This window comes from Gilvimarinus japonicus (genome assembly GCF_042847215.1).
Lineage (GTDB): Bacteria > Pseudomonadota > Gammaproteobacteria > Pseudomonadales > Cellvibrionaceae > Gilvimarinus > Gilvimarinus japonicus.
In genome coordinates this window covers 2,884,893-2,899,432 of the sequence record NZ_AP031500.1, presented here as the reverse complement: position 1 = coordinate 2,899,432, position 14,540 = coordinate 2,884,893, and the positions used below count along the sequence as shown (strand labels likewise).

General features: G+C 52.9%; 20 protein-coding genes. 13 read left to right on the top strand and 7 right to left on the bottom strand.

Going from position 1 to position 14,540, the window contains the following annotated elements; translation table 11 throughout:
- Positions 1 to 53: 53 nt before the first annotated feature.
- From ACGHAD_RS12365 to ACGHAD_RS12340, 6 genes are all read left to right on the top strand, one after another.
- Positions 54 to 449, top strand: a complete 396-nt coding sequence (locus tag ACGHAD_RS12365) for a hypothetical protein (protein WP_382418517.1) — start codon at positions 54 to 56, stop codon at positions 447 to 449.
- Entirely contained in the window at positions 449 to 1,315 is an 867-nt protein-coding gene (locus tag ACGHAD_RS12360; RefSeq protein WP_382418519.1) for a DUF692 domain-containing protein, read from the top strand. The genes ACGHAD_RS12365 and ACGHAD_RS12360 overlap by 1 nt, the downstream gene beginning before the upstream one ends.
- Complete coding sequence (locus tag ACGHAD_RS12355) at positions 1,312 to 2,085, top strand: DUF2063 domain-containing protein (RefSeq protein WP_382418521.1); 774 nt, start codon at positions 1,312 to 1,314, stop codon at positions 2,083 to 2,085. The genes ACGHAD_RS12360 and ACGHAD_RS12355 overlap by 4 nt, the downstream gene beginning before the upstream one ends.
- Positions 2,086 to 2,241: 156 nt before the next feature.
- A complete protein-coding gene (locus tag ACGHAD_RS12350; protein ID WP_339617255.1) occupies positions 2,242 to 3,150 on the top strand; it encodes a porin in 909 nt (302 codons plus the stop codon).
- Between the two features lie 22 nt (positions 3,151 to 3,172).
- Positions 3,173 to 3,598: a hypothetical protein gene (locus ACGHAD_RS12345; RefSeq protein WP_382418523.1), complete on the top strand. Its 426-nt coding sequence runs from the start codon at positions 3,173 to 3,175 to the stop codon at positions 3,596 to 3,598.
- 132 nt (positions 3,599 to 3,730) lie between these two features.
- The gene (locus ACGHAD_RS12340; protein ID WP_382418525.1) at positions 3,731 to 4,456 is read left to right on the top strand and encodes a VacJ family lipoprotein; all 726 of its coding nucleotides are present in this window, start codon (positions 3,731 to 3,733) and stop codon (positions 4,454 to 4,456) included.
- 19 nt (positions 4,457 to 4,475) lie between these two features.
- Here ACGHAD_RS12340 and ACGHAD_RS12335 read toward each other — a convergent pair whose 3' ends face one another.
- On the bottom strand, positions 4,476 to 4,781 hold the full coding sequence (locus tag ACGHAD_RS12335; RefSeq protein ID WP_339617252.1) for a PilZ domain-containing protein: 306 nt from the start codon (positions 4,779 to 4,781) through the stop codon (positions 4,476 to 4,478).
- 190 nt (positions 4,782 to 4,971) lie between these two features.
- Here ACGHAD_RS12335 and ACGHAD_RS12330 point away from each other — a divergent pair, with 190 nt between their 5' ends.
- Positions 4,972 to 6,195, top strand: coding sequence for a SpoIIE family protein phosphatase (locus ACGHAD_RS12330; protein WP_382418527.1), 1,224 nt, complete (start codon positions 4,972 to 4,974; stop codon positions 6,193 to 6,195).
- 2 nt (positions 6,196 to 6,197) lie between these two features.
- Positions 6,198 to 6,689 (top strand): STAS domain-containing protein, encoded by a 492-nt coding sequence (locus ACGHAD_RS12325; RefSeq protein ID WP_382418529.1) that lies wholly within the window; start codon positions 6,198 to 6,200, stop codon positions 6,687 to 6,689.
- Positions 6,690 to 6,765: 76 nt separating this feature from the next.
- On the opposite strand, the gene ACGHAD_RS12320 is transcribed toward ACGHAD_RS12325, so the two are convergent.
- The 4 genes from ACGHAD_RS12320 to ACGHAD_RS12305 all read right to left on the bottom strand — a co-directional run bounded on the left by ACGHAD_RS12320 (position 6,766) and on the right by ACGHAD_RS12305 (position 10,435).
- Positions 6,766 to 7,230: a TerB family tellurite resistance protein gene (locus tag ACGHAD_RS12320; RefSeq protein ID WP_339617249.1), complete on the bottom strand. Its 465-nt coding sequence runs from the start codon at positions 7,228 to 7,230 to the stop codon at positions 6,766 to 6,768.
- The gene (gene tal / locus ACGHAD_RS12315; protein ID WP_339617248.1) at positions 7,223 to 8,182 is read right to left on the bottom strand and encodes a transaldolase; all 960 of its coding nucleotides are present in this window, start codon (positions 8,180 to 8,182) and stop codon (positions 7,223 to 7,225) included. The genes ACGHAD_RS12320 and tal overlap by 8 nt, the downstream gene beginning before the upstream one ends.
- Positions 8,183 to 8,364: 182 nt before the next feature.
- Complete coding sequence (gene dusA / locus ACGHAD_RS12310; RefSeq protein ID WP_382418615.1) at positions 8,365 to 9,396, bottom strand: tRNA dihydrouridine(20/20a) synthase DusA; 1,032 nt, start codon at positions 9,394 to 9,396, stop codon at positions 8,365 to 8,367.
- Positions 9,397 to 9,478: 82 nt separating this feature from the next.
- A complete protein-coding gene (locus ACGHAD_RS12305) occupies positions 9,479 to 10,435 on the bottom strand; it encodes a LysR family transcriptional regulator (protein WP_339617186.1) in 957 nt (318 codons plus the stop codon).
- Positions 10,436 to 10,571: 136 nt separating this feature from the next.
- Here ACGHAD_RS12305 and ACGHAD_RS12300 point away from each other — a divergent pair, with 136 nt between their 5' ends.
- Positions 10,572 to 11,009, top strand: coding sequence for a PACE efflux transporter (locus ACGHAD_RS12300; protein WP_382418532.1), 438 nt, complete (start codon positions 10,572 to 10,574; stop codon positions 11,007 to 11,009).
- 231 nt (positions 11,010 to 11,240) lie between these two features.
- Positions 11,241 to 12,014: a DUF481 domain-containing protein gene (locus ACGHAD_RS12295; protein WP_339617184.1), complete on the top strand. Its 774-nt coding sequence runs from the start codon at positions 11,241 to 11,243 to the stop codon at positions 12,012 to 12,014.
- Positions 12,015 to 12,081: 67 nt separating this feature from the next.
- Here the strand turns inward: ACGHAD_RS12295 and ACGHAD_RS12290 are convergent, their stop codons facing one another.
- On the bottom strand, positions 12,082 to 12,777 hold the full coding sequence (locus ACGHAD_RS12290) for a glutathione S-transferase N-terminal domain-containing protein (protein WP_339617183.1): 696 nt from the start codon (positions 12,775 to 12,777) through the stop codon (positions 12,082 to 12,084).
- 59 nt (positions 12,778 to 12,836) lie between these two features.
- On the opposite strand from ACGHAD_RS12290, the gene moaC reads away from it, so the two are divergent.
- The 3 genes from moaC to ACGHAD_RS12275 are packed head-to-tail and all read left to right on the top strand — an operon-like array spanning position 12,837 to position 14,046.
- Positions 12,837 to 13,316: a cyclic pyranopterin monophosphate synthase MoaC gene (gene moaC, locus ACGHAD_RS12285; protein ID WP_382418535.1), complete on the top strand. Its 480-nt coding sequence runs from the start codon at positions 12,837 to 12,839 to the stop codon at positions 13,314 to 13,316.
- Positions 13,313 to 13,561, top strand: coding sequence for a MoaD/ThiS family protein (locus ACGHAD_RS12280; RefSeq protein WP_382418536.1), 249 nt, complete (start codon positions 13,313 to 13,315; stop codon positions 13,559 to 13,561). The genes moaC and ACGHAD_RS12280 overlap by 4 nt, the downstream gene beginning before the upstream one ends.
- Complete coding sequence (locus tag ACGHAD_RS12275; protein WP_382418538.1) at positions 13,561 to 14,046, top strand: molybdenum cofactor biosynthesis protein MoaE; 486 nt, start codon at positions 13,561 to 13,563, stop codon at positions 14,044 to 14,046. The genes ACGHAD_RS12280 and ACGHAD_RS12275 overlap by 1 nt, the downstream gene beginning before the upstream one ends.
- A 95-nt stretch (positions 14,047 to 14,141) precedes the next feature.
- On the opposite strand, the gene ACGHAD_RS12270 is transcribed toward ACGHAD_RS12275, so the two are convergent.
- A complete protein-coding gene (locus ACGHAD_RS12270; RefSeq protein WP_382418540.1) occupies positions 14,142 to 14,540 on the bottom strand; it encodes a hypothetical protein in 399 nt (132 codons plus the stop codon).

Genomic DNA, 14,540 nt, shown 5'->3' with positions numbered 1-14,540 from the left:
GGCTGGGCGATGGGCGTAGCCACTGTTTTTACTAGCGAGTAATGGAGTTTACTATGAATAAGAAATTAGCATCCCCCCTGGCCGCCGCTGTAGGCGCCGCATTTATGGCTTCTGCTGTGGTAGCGCCGGTTGCCTCAGCCGCTGAAAATCCCTTTGCCGCCGAATCTTTGTCGTCGGGTTATAAACTTGCTAGCAAAGACGCCGAAGGTAAATGCGGCGAGGGCAAGTGCGGTGAGAAGAAAGCCGAACGTGAAGGCACCTGTGGCGAGAAAAAAGCTGAGGGTGAAGGTAAATGCGGCGAAGGTAAGTGCGGTGAAGATAAAGCCCGCACGAAAGCCGAAGGTGAAGGCAAGTGCGGCGAGGGTAAGTGTGGCGAGAAAAAAGCCGAGCACGAGGGCTCTTGTGGCGCTGAGAAAAAGTCAGACGCTGAAGGCTCTTGCGGTCACTAATGACAGATCACCGTTTGAATATCGCCGGTGCGGGCCTCGGCCTGCGCCGTGCGTTGCTTAAACCCCTTGAGGGAGTGGCAACCACCGACATAAATTTTATGGAGGTAGCGCCCGAAAACTGGATAAACGTGGGCGGTAGGTTGGGGCGGCAGTTTCGCGCCTATACCGAGCGCTTTGCGTTTGTCTGTCATGGCCTTTCATTGTCTATAGGTTCGCAAGCACCGCTCAATGTTGAGTTGCTTAAATCGGTTAGGGCTTTTATGCGCGAGCACAATATTCGCGGCTACAGTGAGCACCTAAGCTACTGCAGTGACGACGGCCAATTGTACGATTTGCTGCCTATTCCGTTTACCGAGGCCGCGGTAACACACGTGGCTGAGCGAGTGCGCCAAGCGCAGGATATTTTGGGCGAGCGCATTGCGATCGAAAACGCCTCGTATTATTGCGCGCCAGGGCAAGAGATGACGGAGCTCGATTTTATTAATGCCGTGGTTGAACAAGCCGATTGTAGCTTGCTATTAGATGTGAACAATCTGTACGTTAATAGCATTAATCACGGCTACGACCCGGACGCTTTCTTGGCAGGCTTGCCCTTAGAGCGAGTAGCTTACGCCCATGTGGCGGGGCACTATCACGAGGCGGAAGATTTACGCGTTGATACCCACGGCGCACCGGTAGAAGACCCGGTGTGGGCTTTGCTGGGTGAGTTCTACCAGCGGGCGGGGCCCGTGGCGACTTTGCTGGAGCGCGATTTTAATATCCCCCCGGTGCCCGAGCTGTTAACGGAGGTTGATAAAATTCGGCAACTACAAGCTGAGGCGTCGGCACTTAAACGCCGGGCGAGCCAAGCGGAGGCATCCGCGTGAGTGATACGCCGCTGGCGCAGCTGCAGCAGACGCTGACTCATCATTTGCGCAACCCCGATAAATACCCAGGCCCCGCCGGAATCGAAGATCGGCGCTTAGGGATCTATCGCAGCTTGATTTACAACAATATTGAAGGGTTTATTGCCGGCGGGTTTCCGGTGTTGCGAGAAATTTTAAGTGACGCTCACTGGCACGCTTTAGTGCGGGATTTTGTCGAACGCCACCAAAGCCAAAGCCCGTATTTTTTAGACATTAGCCAAGAGTTTTTACTTTACCTGCAAAACGAGCGGGCCACTGACTCGGCTGATCCGCCGTTTATGCTTGAATTGGCGCACTACGAGTGGGTCGAGTTGGCGCTGGATGTTGCCGACGGTGAGCTGCCCCCTATGCCCACGGCGGAAAATGGCTTGCTCGATAGCTCTATCGAGGTGTCCGAGCTACTGTGGTGCCTTAATTACCAATACCCGGTGCACAGGTTGGGGCCGGATTACCAGCCCAGCGAGCCACCCTCCGAACCTACTTTTTTGTTGGTCTATCGCAACCGCGCCGACTCGGTAGAGTTTATCCATTCCAATGCCGTTACTGTGCGTTTACTGCAAAAACTTCAGGCGGCACCGACTAGCGGGCGGGCCGCTCTTACCCAGTTGGCCGAGGAGATCGCCTTTGCGGATCTGGATCGTTTTATCGCGCTGGGAGAGTCTATACTCCTAGAGTTATACGACAAGGATGTGCTCTGGCCTATCTTGCCCCCCGATACGAAAAGCGTATAAAGCTTACGGTGGGGGCCGCAGAACACTAAAAAATTGCCCGCATGTAATATTACTGCAACAATTGCCCCGCATGATACGCGCGCTTGTCATATAACTGTCACTTAATGTTCATCCAGTGGACATCTAATTGTCATACTTAGGGATTGGGGAAATACCATGCGAATTCAATTATGGTTGGCCGCCGCTGCCGTTTTAGTGTCTGCTCAGGTGGCTGCTGACGTCACGGTTTACGGCAAGGCTAATGTGTCCTTGCAGCACGCGGATGAGGCGGGCAACCGCGAAATCGAGTTGCAGAGCAATTCGTCGCGAATTGGCCTTATGGGGCAGGAGTCTTTATCCGACAGTGTGTCGCTTTTGTATCGATTTGAATACGAAACCAGCGTGGATGACGGCGATAAAGACGGCCAGACGTTAACGCAGCGCAATATCTACCTTGGTGTGCAAACGCTCGCGGGTACTTTAATGGGCGGGGTGTTTGACACTCCCTTAAAAACCGCCGCGTCAGGCGTGGATTTGTTTAATGATCTAGAGGGTGACATTCGCAATATTTTTGCCGGTGAAAACCGCTCGAAAAACATCGTTCAGTATGTCACGCCCAAGTCTTTAGGGCCGGTAACGGCGAAGGTGGCTTACATCACCAAAGAGACTGATGGTATAGACGGCGTTTCGGCATCGGCCGCGTATCAACTGGATGCGCTGTATCTGGCCGTGGCGATGGACCAGGATGTGGAAGAAAATGTCGATAATACCGATACCTACCGGTTGGTGGCGGCGTATACCCTAGGGGCCGTACAGTTGGGCGGCGCCTATGAAAATTACCAACGCGATCTTGGGGATGGCAACGGTTACTTTGCCTCGGTTAAGTGGAAGGTGACGGATCAATGGGTGTTTAAGACCCAGTATGGTGAGTCGGATATTAAAATCGACGGGCGGCAAAGCTTTAGTATTGGTGGCGATTATATCTTCTCGAAAACCGCGAAAGCGTTTACTTACTATACACGCAACCAAGACGACGCTGGCCGCGATGATGATTATTTAGGTGTCGGTTTGGAAATGAAGTTTTAACGAACTATCTATGAGGTTAGCCGTGCCAAAGTTGTCCAGGATTATTGCTCTGTTGCTCGCTTTAAGTTTGTGGAGTTCGGCCGTGCTTGCAGAGGACTGTGAACCCGCCGTCGATATGATGGAAAGCAATGATGCGGTCAACCGGATGGGGGATTGTGATTATAGTGATGAAGGGCTCAATGGTTGGTTAAGCGGACGCGCTGCAAATGAGAGCCCGCCGGAATCGGGCGCTGACGGCCCGGCGGACGCAAGCGCTTTAGCACCAGCTGGCGCCTTTACGCTTACTCAGACGGGTATCAAAACGGCACTGGATTTACTGCAGGCGCGTTTCGACTTAGTGGCGCAAGCCGCTGAGCGCTGCGCCGAAGAGGCGGTGCTGAGTGAAGAGTCCTATATACTCGATAGCCCAGGTAGCAAAGGGCTTAATATGAAATTTTATTGTCGATAATCGCGAGTTCTATGGACTCGCGCATTGTTTCGCGTGTTGTAATTCGGTAAAATGTGAACGATCGTTCATTGGCAGGGTAGGCCAATTTTTAAGTCAGACGGAACTGGGGCATAGCCCTAACAGGAAATTACCGTGAATTCACTCGTACGCCTTTGTTTGGCCTTGATGTTATCAGGGCTCACCCCTTTGGTTAGCGCCGCCTCCGATGAGCAAGATCCGTGGGAGGAGTACAACCGAGCCATTTTTGCATTCAACGATGCGGCGGACACCTATGTTTTGCGCCCCGCTGCGCGTGGCTATCAAGCCATCACCCCGGGCCCGTTTCGCCAAGGGGTAAACAATGTTTTTGCCAATGTTCTAGAGGTTCCCAAGGTATTTAACGACCTGTTACAAGGTAAGTTTTCTCAGGCGGGAAAAGACAGCGGCCGCTTTTTGATTAACTCAACACTGGGGGTGGCGGGGTTATTTGATGTGGCGCGCCACATGGGAATGCCGCGCACCGATAGCGAAGATTTTGGGCAAACGCTGGGACGCTGGGGAGTACCGGACGGCCCTTATTTGGTATTGCCTATCTTTGGGCCGCGTACTTTACGCGATGCCGCGGCAACCCCCGTAGACTGGGTGACAGACCCGAAAACCTATATTGGCCATGCCCGCACCAGTTACGAGATCAAGGTACTGGAGTTGGTCGATACTCGCGCCCGGCTGCTCTCTTTGGAGCAGGATATTGGCTCCGACAAGTACACGCTGTTTCGCGACATCTACTTGCAGCGACGCGATTACCTTGTCAAAGACGGTGAGGTAGAAGACTCTTTTGGTAGTGATGTCGACGACCTAGATAGCTTTGACGACTTTTAGTGACCTCGGCTGAGGGCGCTTATTCCAATACCTGAACAATTTGCAGTCCGGTATTATAGCTATCGCCCTCGGCGATGCATCTAACCACCTTCACCATAGCTCGCAGCTGGGCGCGTTGGTCGTGCTCGGCCGCAAGGAGAAGCTCCCACTGCGAGTCCTCCGCTACCGGCTCTGGTAGCTCAAGCTGCAGTCCGCCACCACTTAGCTCATGGCACTGACCCGCGATACGACCGCTATCGCTGCTCAGGGTGCCGGTCAGTGGTAGTTCGATCTTCATGCGGATAAAGTCGCGCTTCTCGGCATAGAAATTCTCTGAATGGCTCATCACTAGATCCTCCAAAGGGTGTCGCAATTGCAGCCTTGTTGCTGTTATGTGCGGCTGAGCGTTAAGGCCTCCGTCAGTTAGAGTAGCAGCGTTTAAGGTTTAACTCCATAAGAGGCCCAGCGTGCGCTAGGTGCTTGCGCCTGTGGCACGATCGGAGTACTGTTAGGCGCCATTACGACAGGTGCCGAGCGTGCCTGCACCCGAAATGGCCGAGCGGTACCAAACCATGAATGAAAGCTGCCGAACACTACTGATTATCGACGACGATAAACCGGTAAGGCATAGTATTGCTGCGTTTTTGGAAGACAGTGGTTACAACGTCCTAGAAGCTGCCGACGGCCCTACGGGGTTGGCGTTGTTTGAGGCGCGCGATATTGAGTTGGTGATTACCGATTTGCGCATGCCCACAATGGACGGCCTGGGGGTACTGAAAAGCCTGCATGAGAAATCAACCGACACCCCAGTTATTGTGATCTCGGGCGCTGGCGTCATGAGTGATGTCGTATCCGCCTTGCGCCTTGGGGCTGCCGATTATCTGATTAAGCCGATTGTCGATATGGCGGTGTTAGAGCACTCGGTCGAGAAGGCATTAGAGCGGCGAGACTTGCTGGCGCAAAACAAAAAATACCGCGAAAAACTCGAAAAAGTGAATAAAGATCTGCGCGATAATTTGCGGGTCCTTGAGCGCGACCAGTTAGCCGGGCGTCAGGTGCAAAGGCGTCTGCTGCCGAAAGCCCTGACTACCTCTGAGGGCTACAGCGCCGCGCATCATATCGCGCCTTCATTATACTTGAGCGGCGATTTTGTTGACTATGCTCATATCAAAGGTCGCTACCTGGCTTTTTATTTGGCCGATGTGTCCGGTCACGGGGCCTCCTCCGCGTTTGTCACGATTTGGCTAAAGCATATGGTGAGCCGGATGGTGCGCGAGGAGGGACTGTTTGGTGACGAGGCATCTTTTGCCGATGGCGCCAACCATATGTTGCGCTCAATTAATCGCGAATTAAATGAAACGAGCCTGAACCACCACCTGACTTTTTTTGTGGGAGTGATTGATACCCACACTCAAGAGATGCGTTATGTGGTGGCCGGGCACTTGCCTATGCCACTGTTGGTAACTGACAAAGGTGCGGAGTTTATCGCCGGCAGTGGTAAGCCGGTGGGAATTTTTCGCGATGTAAACTGGAAGATCCACTCGCAAATATTGCCAGAGAAATTCTCGTTGGTGTGTTTTTCAGATGGGGTGTTAGAAATCCTACCGCCTAAGACACTGCAAGAAAAAGAAGCGTATTTGCTGGAATTGCTGGCGCAAAAGGCGCAGAATCTAGAGGCAGTGTGTGACGCCGTCGGTGTGGACGAAGTGAGTGCAACGCCAGACGACATCGCTATTTTGACTATTACTCGAGGTTATTGATCATGCAGCCTGGACAGATTCTGGTTGCCGAGCACGACGGTGTTTTCGTCATTAAGATGGTGGGTGATGTACGCCTGACGTTGTGTATATCGTTCGATCAGTTTATCGATGATATGTTTGCGCACCCAGACTTTAAAGCGGTACTGTTTGATCTGTCAGATGCCGAGGCCATCGACAGCACCACGCTTGGGTTAATGGCAAAAATATCACTGCTGGGCGAGGAGCGGCTAGGCAGTTATCCGGTGATCCTCTCGACCAGCGACAGCATCAATAGAATTCTCGACACCATGGGTTTTGCAGATATATTCACTATTGTGAATGATTTGCATACCCCCGTTGAACCGACGGCGGCGTTAGAAGAGGCGGCTGCGGTAGATGATGAAGAGCAGGTGAAGAACAAAGTGATTGAGGCGCACCGCTATTTAATCCAGATGAACGACGCCAACGAGCAAACTTTTACCAACCTCGTTAATATGTTAGAAAATGGCCAATAGCCTTTTCTGACTAGCCTAAAGAAATAACCTTACTCTAGCGACAGACATACTGGGTCGAGCATAAGCGCGACCCGCGTTAACCCATGCCCGCTTGTTCTCGGGCCGCGTTACGGGCGACGAGAAAGTCGGTGTGCGATAAATAGATAAGCTCGGCTACGCGCCGGATCAGATGTTCCTCGTATTTATCCAGATCGCCATCGGCCAGTGCAATCTGCCACATGGACTTAACCAGAGTAAACTTTTCCGCGTTACTGCAATGATCGTTGATCAGCTGAGTAAATTGGAACAATGATGTCGCCTGGTCTTGTTTGTCTTGCGCGAGGTTGCAGAGCTCTTCGATGTCGTCGTTACTGATCTCGTATACCGTGGCGACGATACGTTTAAATTCAGCAAACTCCGCATCTTCGAACACGCGGTCAACCGCGGCAACTTCCATAAGAAGTGCCGCGGCAGCCAGCTGTTTTTGTGAAAACGACAGCTCTTCTTCGGCGTCATCTGCTTGCAGGTGACGCTCGAAGAATTGGGTAATACGATTAAGCATTGGCCAGCTCTTTTAACTGATCTTCCAGCTTAACTTGGTCTTTGGCAAAGTTACGGATGCCTTCGGCCAGTTTCTCGGTGGCCATGGCATCGTCGTTCATGCCAAAGCGGAAGCTGCTTTCGGTATCGTTAAGTTTGGCAATCGCATCGCCGGTGTTGTCGGCCGACAGCTTACGTTCCAGCGTGCCGCTATCTTCATCCAGCTCTTTCAGCAATTGTGGGCTAATGGTCAGGCGATCACAGCCGGCCAATGCTTCGATCTCGCCGGTGTTACGGAAGCTTGCGCCCATAACCACCGTTTTAAAATCGTGTTGCTTGTAGTAGTTGTAGATGTGGCGTACAGACAATACACCTGGGTCGGTCTCGGCGGTGTAGTCCTGGCCGGTGCTGGCTTTATACCAATCCAAAATGCGGCCTACGAAAGGCGAGATCAAAAATACACCGGCATCGGCACAGGCTGCCGCTTGGTTGAAGCCAAACAACAGAGTTAGGTTACAGTTGATGCCTTCTTTTTCCAGCTTTTCGGCCGCGCGAATACCTTCCCAGGTAGAGGCGAGCTTAATCAAAACCCGTGACTTGTCGATACCATTTTGCTGGTACAGGTCAATCAGGTGGTGCGCTTTATCGATGCTGGCGTTGGTGTCAAAGCTCAAGCGTGCGTCAACCTCGGTAGAAATACGGCCGGGCACGACTTTCAAGATCTCGCAACCAATGGCAACCGCCAAATGATCGCTGGCGTACTTAAGCTGCTGATCTGAACTGCCGCCTTCTTTTTTGGCAGCAACAATGCACTGATCCAATAAGTTTTTGTACTGTGGCAGTTGCGCCGCTTTTAGCAACAAAGATGGGTTAGTGGTGGCATCTTGCGGCTTGTACAGTTTGATTGCTTCAATGTCACCGGTATCGGCAACAACGTCGGTCATTTGCTTGAGTTGTTCGAGTTTCGTACTCACATTTGGCTCCTAAATAGATTCGTTATGCGAAATTAGACGCAGTAGGGCGATCTCTTCGATATAGCGCATTGGGTGTGGTGCGCGGCCCCCGGTTTTGTAGTCACTCTCTGCGGAGCTGGACCGGCTTGTGTTTGGCGCCGTCAAGGACGGGCCAGTTAACCTCAGGGTGCCTATTGTAAACGCTATTGGGCGACGGGCAAAGCGCTGTTACCTTGCTCGACTTGCGCCAGGGCCTCTTGGATCACCTCAACGCCAGCGCCAGGCTTGTGTGCTTGCTCGCTGATAACCCGCCTAAAGCGTCGGGCACCGGGTAAGCCTTGATAGAGCCCCAGTACATGCCGCGTCATTTGGTTTAACCGTGTGCCCTTGGACAGCTCTAGCTCGCAGTAATTCATAAACTGTGTCATCACTTCTAGTCGGCTGGGTACCTGGGCTGCGCTATCAAATAAGTGCCGGTCTACCTCCGCCAAAAGGTAGGGGTTGGCGTAAATTTCGCGCCCGAGCATCACCCCATCGACGTCTTGTAGCAGGGCTTCACACTGCGGGAGGGTGGTAATGCCGCCGTTGACGATAATTTCTAGCTCGGGAAACTCGGCTTTTAATCGGGCGACGGCGCCATAATCCAAGGGTGGCACATTGCGGTTTTCTTTCGGGCTTAGCCCCTGAAGCCACGCTTTGCGGGCGTGGACAATAAAGGTTTGGCAGCCGCTTTCGGCTACCGTGGCGACAAAATCCCGCAGACCGTTGTAATCGTCCATATCATCGATGCCGATGCGGTGCTTAACCGTCACCGGGATGTCGCAGGCGTCAATCATGGCGCTAATGCAGTCGCGGACTAAAACGGGCTCCGCCATTAAGCAGGCGCCAATACGCCCGCTTTGCACACGGTCGCTGGGGCAGCCGCAGTTTAGGTTTATCTCGCTATAGCCCCATTGATGGGCAAGTTGAGCGCATTGGGCGAGGGCGCTAGTGTCCGAACCGCCCACTTGCAACGCCACCGGTAGTTCGGCTGGGTCGAATGCCAAAAAGCGCGCGCGGTCGCCGTGAATCAACGCGCCGGTGGTTACCATCTCAGTGTAGAGCAAGGTGTTTTTGCTCAGTAGGCGCCAAAAGTACCGACAGTGCCTATCCGACCAATCCATCATAGGCGCCGCCGAGAACCGTCGTGACCAAGCAGGTTGCGCAGAGGTTGATGTTGGATTGTTTGTTCGAATGTTGCTCACCGTACTTTGCTCATATAACGCTGTTGCTGGGGGCGCTAGTTTACTCGCAATGGGTGTGGTTGCCAAAGTTGTGTTAGTCAGAGTCCCCGGTGTAAGACGGCTTAGAGGGTGCGCTAGAGGCGGCTTTGCCGGTGAGAGCAGGCTGTGTGAGTGGTTTTAGGTGTTGCTTAAGCCGGGTAAGCGCGGCCTGAAACACCGGGCCGGCCTGCAGGCTGCGGGAGGTGATGCAGTCAATCGAGCTGATCCAGCCATTGGGCTCAAAATCGACATTGAGAGCGGTAAGTTGCCCGGAGGTGAGCGCGCTTTGGGCGAGGCTTTCGGGGACGATGGCCCAGCCGACATTTTGCTGGGCGAGTTGACAGAGCATTTGGTGGGTGCTGGCGTACCACGCTTGGGTGCTGATGCCGTAGCTGAACCACAGCTCCTTGCCGGTAGTAGAGCGTTGCACGATTTGTCGGTGTTGGCGCAAATCGCTGTGACTTACGCGCTCGAGCTTGGCCAGTGGGTGTTTGGGTGAGGCCACGGTGATAAAGCGCTTGTAACCCAGGGCAAAAAAATCGACATCGGTGAGTATTTGGCCGTCGGTATAGACCACGCCAATATGGGCTTGCCCCTCTCGCACCATATCCTCGGCGTCAAAAGTGGAAGCCGACAATATGTTGATGTTGGTGTTGGGGTATATCTCGGCCAGCCCGCTTAACGTGGCGAGTAAGGGTGAGTCTAATAAGCTCTCTTCGATCACTAAAATCAGCTCGTGCTCATGCAGCTGGTCGAGCGACGCTACTTTTTGTTCCAGACGTAATCGTTGGTCGAGAATGGACTGCACAATGGGTAACAGCGCTTCGCCGTCGGGGGTAAGCCGCGGGGTGTTGCGGCTGCGGTCAAATAGAGTGCGATTAAAAGCAATCTCTAGGTTCGATATGGCTTGGCTGATGCCGGATTGGGCCCTGTTTAGTTGCCGGGCGGCGCCAGAGAAAGAGCCGGCCTCGCATACGGTGACAAAGATAGTGAGCTGCTCAAGGCTGTACATAATCTGCCTCAGGTAAGGAGGGCGGAATGGCATCTGGTGAGGCTAGACTATCACATAATGTGATGGCTGCTAACTTTCGCTTGGGGTGAGCGCTTGCGATACTGATCTAGGCTTTTCAGTAAGAGGCGATAGCGTAATGTCTACCTTAGAGCGTATGAGTCATGCCGTTTTGTATGAAGTGTTGGCATTGCTGTTAACCATAGCGGGTCTGCTGATATTTACCGGTTATGAGTTAGGCGGCATTTTGGGTGCAATGGTCGCCATGTCGGTCTTGGCGGTGGTGTATAACTACTATTTTAACCTGGTGTTTGATCGGTACTATCCAGCTCCCAGAGCGCAGCGCGGTCTTATGTTGCGCTTGTATTATGTTCTGCTGTTTGAAGGCGGTTTGTTGAGTTTGACGACACCGCTGGTTGCCTTGATGATGGAGGTGACACTGCTTGAGGCTTTGTGGCTGGATATTGGGATAACACTATTCGTTATGGTTTACACTTTGGTGTTTAATCTTGTCTATGATTACTTGCGGGCAGTTTTGATGCCAGCGGCTGCCGGTGCCAACGTGGCGTATGGTTAGTCGGTGGCGTGGCTGGTTGCCCGAGGTGAGGTGAAATCGCTTTGTGAACTGTGCCCGCCCGCTGTGAGTGATGCTTTTAACACTATTGCTTGTGGCTGGTTAAAGAGTTTGCAGTGATTCTCACGGGCATGCTTTTTTACGTTTTGTGACCGCACAGCGGCTGACAGAGTGTGTAGTAGGGTGTGTATAATAATCGCCTTGTTGTATGACTGATCCACAAAAGGGGATGCTATGAAGATGTACACAACCGCCGCCGCAGGTGTTTTATTGGCCGTAGCCGCGAGCAGTAGCTTGGCGCAGGGCGAGTTAAAGCCAGAAAAAACGTGGGAAGTGTCGGCAGAGTTAGGTGCAATCAGAACCACCGGTAATACAGAAACCGAGTCGTTTAATGGCAAAATCGATGTTGTTCATCGGATGGAAAACTGGAAAAACCAGTACATTGCCAGCGCTTTGTACAAGAATGATCAGGTCGAGCAAGACGACGGTACTGAGCAGACGGAAACTACCGCTGAGAAGTATTTTGCCTCGGCTAAAAGTGCTTATTTGCTGTCCGATGAATTTAGCAACCTTTTTGTTTATGGCTCGCACACGCACGATGAATTTGGTGCGTATCGTAAATACACCACGGTATCGGCCGGTTATGGAGCCCGATTCATCAAGCGCGAGAGCTTAACGCTGGACGCGGAGATTGGCCCAGGTTATTTTTGGGGTGATAAAGTCGAAGATGAAGATAACGATATAATCGTTAAAGAAGAAGGCTTTATGGTGCGCACGGCCGCTGAGCTAAAGTGGGCCTTTACCGACAATGCGACCTTTAACCAAAAACTTGGCGCTGAAGTGGCGGAAGATAATACCCGTTACGTGAGTGATACCTCGCTTAGCACCAAAATCAGCGATCGGATGCAAATGAAGGTGGGTTATACCGTTAATCACGATACCGATGTCGCCGATGATAAAGAAGGCACAGATACCACCACCTACATCAACCTCGTGTATAACTTTTAGTAACGCAATTCTTTATAGCGGCAGCTCAGTCAGATGATGGCTGCCTCAAAAGGGTCTGCGCACAGGGCTAAGCCGGTGCGCAGACCTCTTTGGCTCGCTGATAGGCCGGGCGTTTAGTGCATTGCGTCAGCCAGCGGTTGGTTGTCTCAAACCGTTGGAGTTCGAGAATTTGGCCCGCATCGTAAAACTGTTCCAGGCAGTCTACCCACGGGGCAATCGCCATATCCACAATGCTGTAGCTCTCGCCTAACATATAGTCGTGTCGCTGTAGGTGGTTGTCGATTACGTGCAGTAAGCGCTGCGTCTCTTTGCGGTAGCGCTCTAGTGGGTAAGGGTCTTGGCAGTCGTTTTGGGCGAACTTAAAAAAGTGCCCAAACTGCCCAAACATGGGGCCAATGTGACCGGTTTGAAAAAACAGCCATTGCTCGCAGGCACTTTTTCCGGCTTTGTCCAGCGGTGTAAACTCTCCGGTTTTTTCGGCCAAGTAGCGCAAAATGGCACATGACTCCATTAAACTAAGAGGGTGATCGTCGGGCCCCTCTGGATCGATGAGTGCGGGGATTTTGCTGTTGGGGTTGATAATGCGAAAGGCCTCGCAAAACTGCTCTCCCTCGGTAATATCAACCGTGTGGGCATCGTAGGGCAAATGCATTTCCTCCAGCGCCAGTGCGACCTTTATACCGTTTGGCGTATTCATGGAGTAAAGCTGAATTCGTCCGGGATGTTGTGCCGGCCAGCGATCTTTAACCAATTGCAGGTGCATGGTGCCTCCGGGTAAGTGTTACCAAATGGGGTATGCCCCGTTAAGTGTAGAGGCTAATAATGAATTTGACACATTGCGATGAACAGGGCGCGGCGTCTATGGTGGATGTCTCGGCTAAACCCGTGACTGTGCGCGAGGCTCGCGCCGAGGCGAGAGTCTCGATGCAGGCCGCAACGCTTGCGGCAATTGCGGCCAACGACCTAAAAAAAGGCGACGTGTTAAGTACCGCCCGGATAGCCGGTATTCAGGCAGCCAAAAAGTGCTCCGACTTAATTCCTTTGTGCCACCCGCTGGCGCTCAGTAAAGTAGCGGTCGATTTTCAGTTTGATCACGCCCGCGACCAACTGCGTATCGAAACCTATTGTAAACTCAGCGGTAAAACCGGCGTTGAGATGGAGGCGCTAACAGCCGCCAGTGTGGCCGCTTTAACGGTGATTGATATGGCCAAAGCGATTGACATGGCAATGGTGATTGAAGGCGTTTGTCTACTGGAGAAAAGCGGCGGTCGGCGCGGGCATTACCAGCGGGAGTCATTGTGATTCAGGTGTTATTTTTTGCTCAGTTGCGCGAGTTGCTGGATTGCGACTCGATCGAGCTTCCGGATCAGGCGGTACATGTCGCGGGCGATTTAGTGCCGGCACTGGTTACAGTGCGGCCCCACTGGGCCGAGGTGCTGCAAAGTAAGCCTTGGTTGGTGAGTGTTAATCAGACCATGGCGAAGTCTACAACGGGCGTTAACGATGGTGATGAAGTAGCGCTCTTTCCTCCGGTTACGGGGGGCTGATGATGGAGCGTGACGCGTTGCAAGATCTGGTACAGGTGCAGCGGGATGACTTTTCTGTGACAGAGCACTACCAGCGTTTGCAGCAGACGGCGGGTAATACCGGTGCGGTGGTGTTTTTTGTCGGCACAGTGCGTGCTGAATCGGAGACGGACCCGGTGTTGGCGTTGGAGCTGGAGCATTACCCGGCCATGACGGAAAAGTCCTTGCGCTCGCTGGTGGTTGAAGCCCGGTCTCGCTGGTCACTGGATGCGATTACCATCGTGCACCGGGTCGGTAAGCTTGCCGTTGGGCAGCAAATTGTGCTGGTGGCGGTGAGTAGTCGTCATCGGGACGAAGCGTTTTTAAGTGCCCGCTTTTTAATGGACACCTTAAAAACTCAAGCACCTTTTTGGAAAAAAGAGCACCGACGCAGCGGCGCCTATTGGGTCGCGGCACGCGAGCAAGATGACGCGGCTGTGGCCGAGTGGCGCCAAGGTAACCGCTAAGCTTGGGGGTAGACTGCTGACGCGTGAGGGCATAGGCGAGTAAAGGGCAAAAAAATACCGGGCTGGGCCCGGTATTGGGAACGGCGGTTTGGGCGTTAGTCCTTCATATCATCTGCGGCGTCGTCCATCGCGTCAGCGGCGTCTTCACCAGCTTCTTTAGTGGCTTCCCAGCCATCTTTGCTTACCTCTTTGGTTTTTTCCCAACCCTCTTCAGAGGCTTCTTTGGTCTCATCCCAAGCATCCGACGTGGCATCTTTGGTTTTATCCCACGCCTCTTCAGTGGCGTCGCCCGCGTCATCCGCCATTTCGGCGGCTTTGTCTTTTAGTTCTCCCGCTTTTTTGGCGGCGGCGTCAGTCGCGGATTTGGCGGTTTCTTTAGCGCTCGACATAGTGCTTTTCGCCGATTCTTCTAGGTTGCTGTCTTCGTCGTTCGGGCTGCAAGCGGCTAGCGTGGCAATCAATGGAATGGTGCAAAGTACGGTTTTGATGTTCAT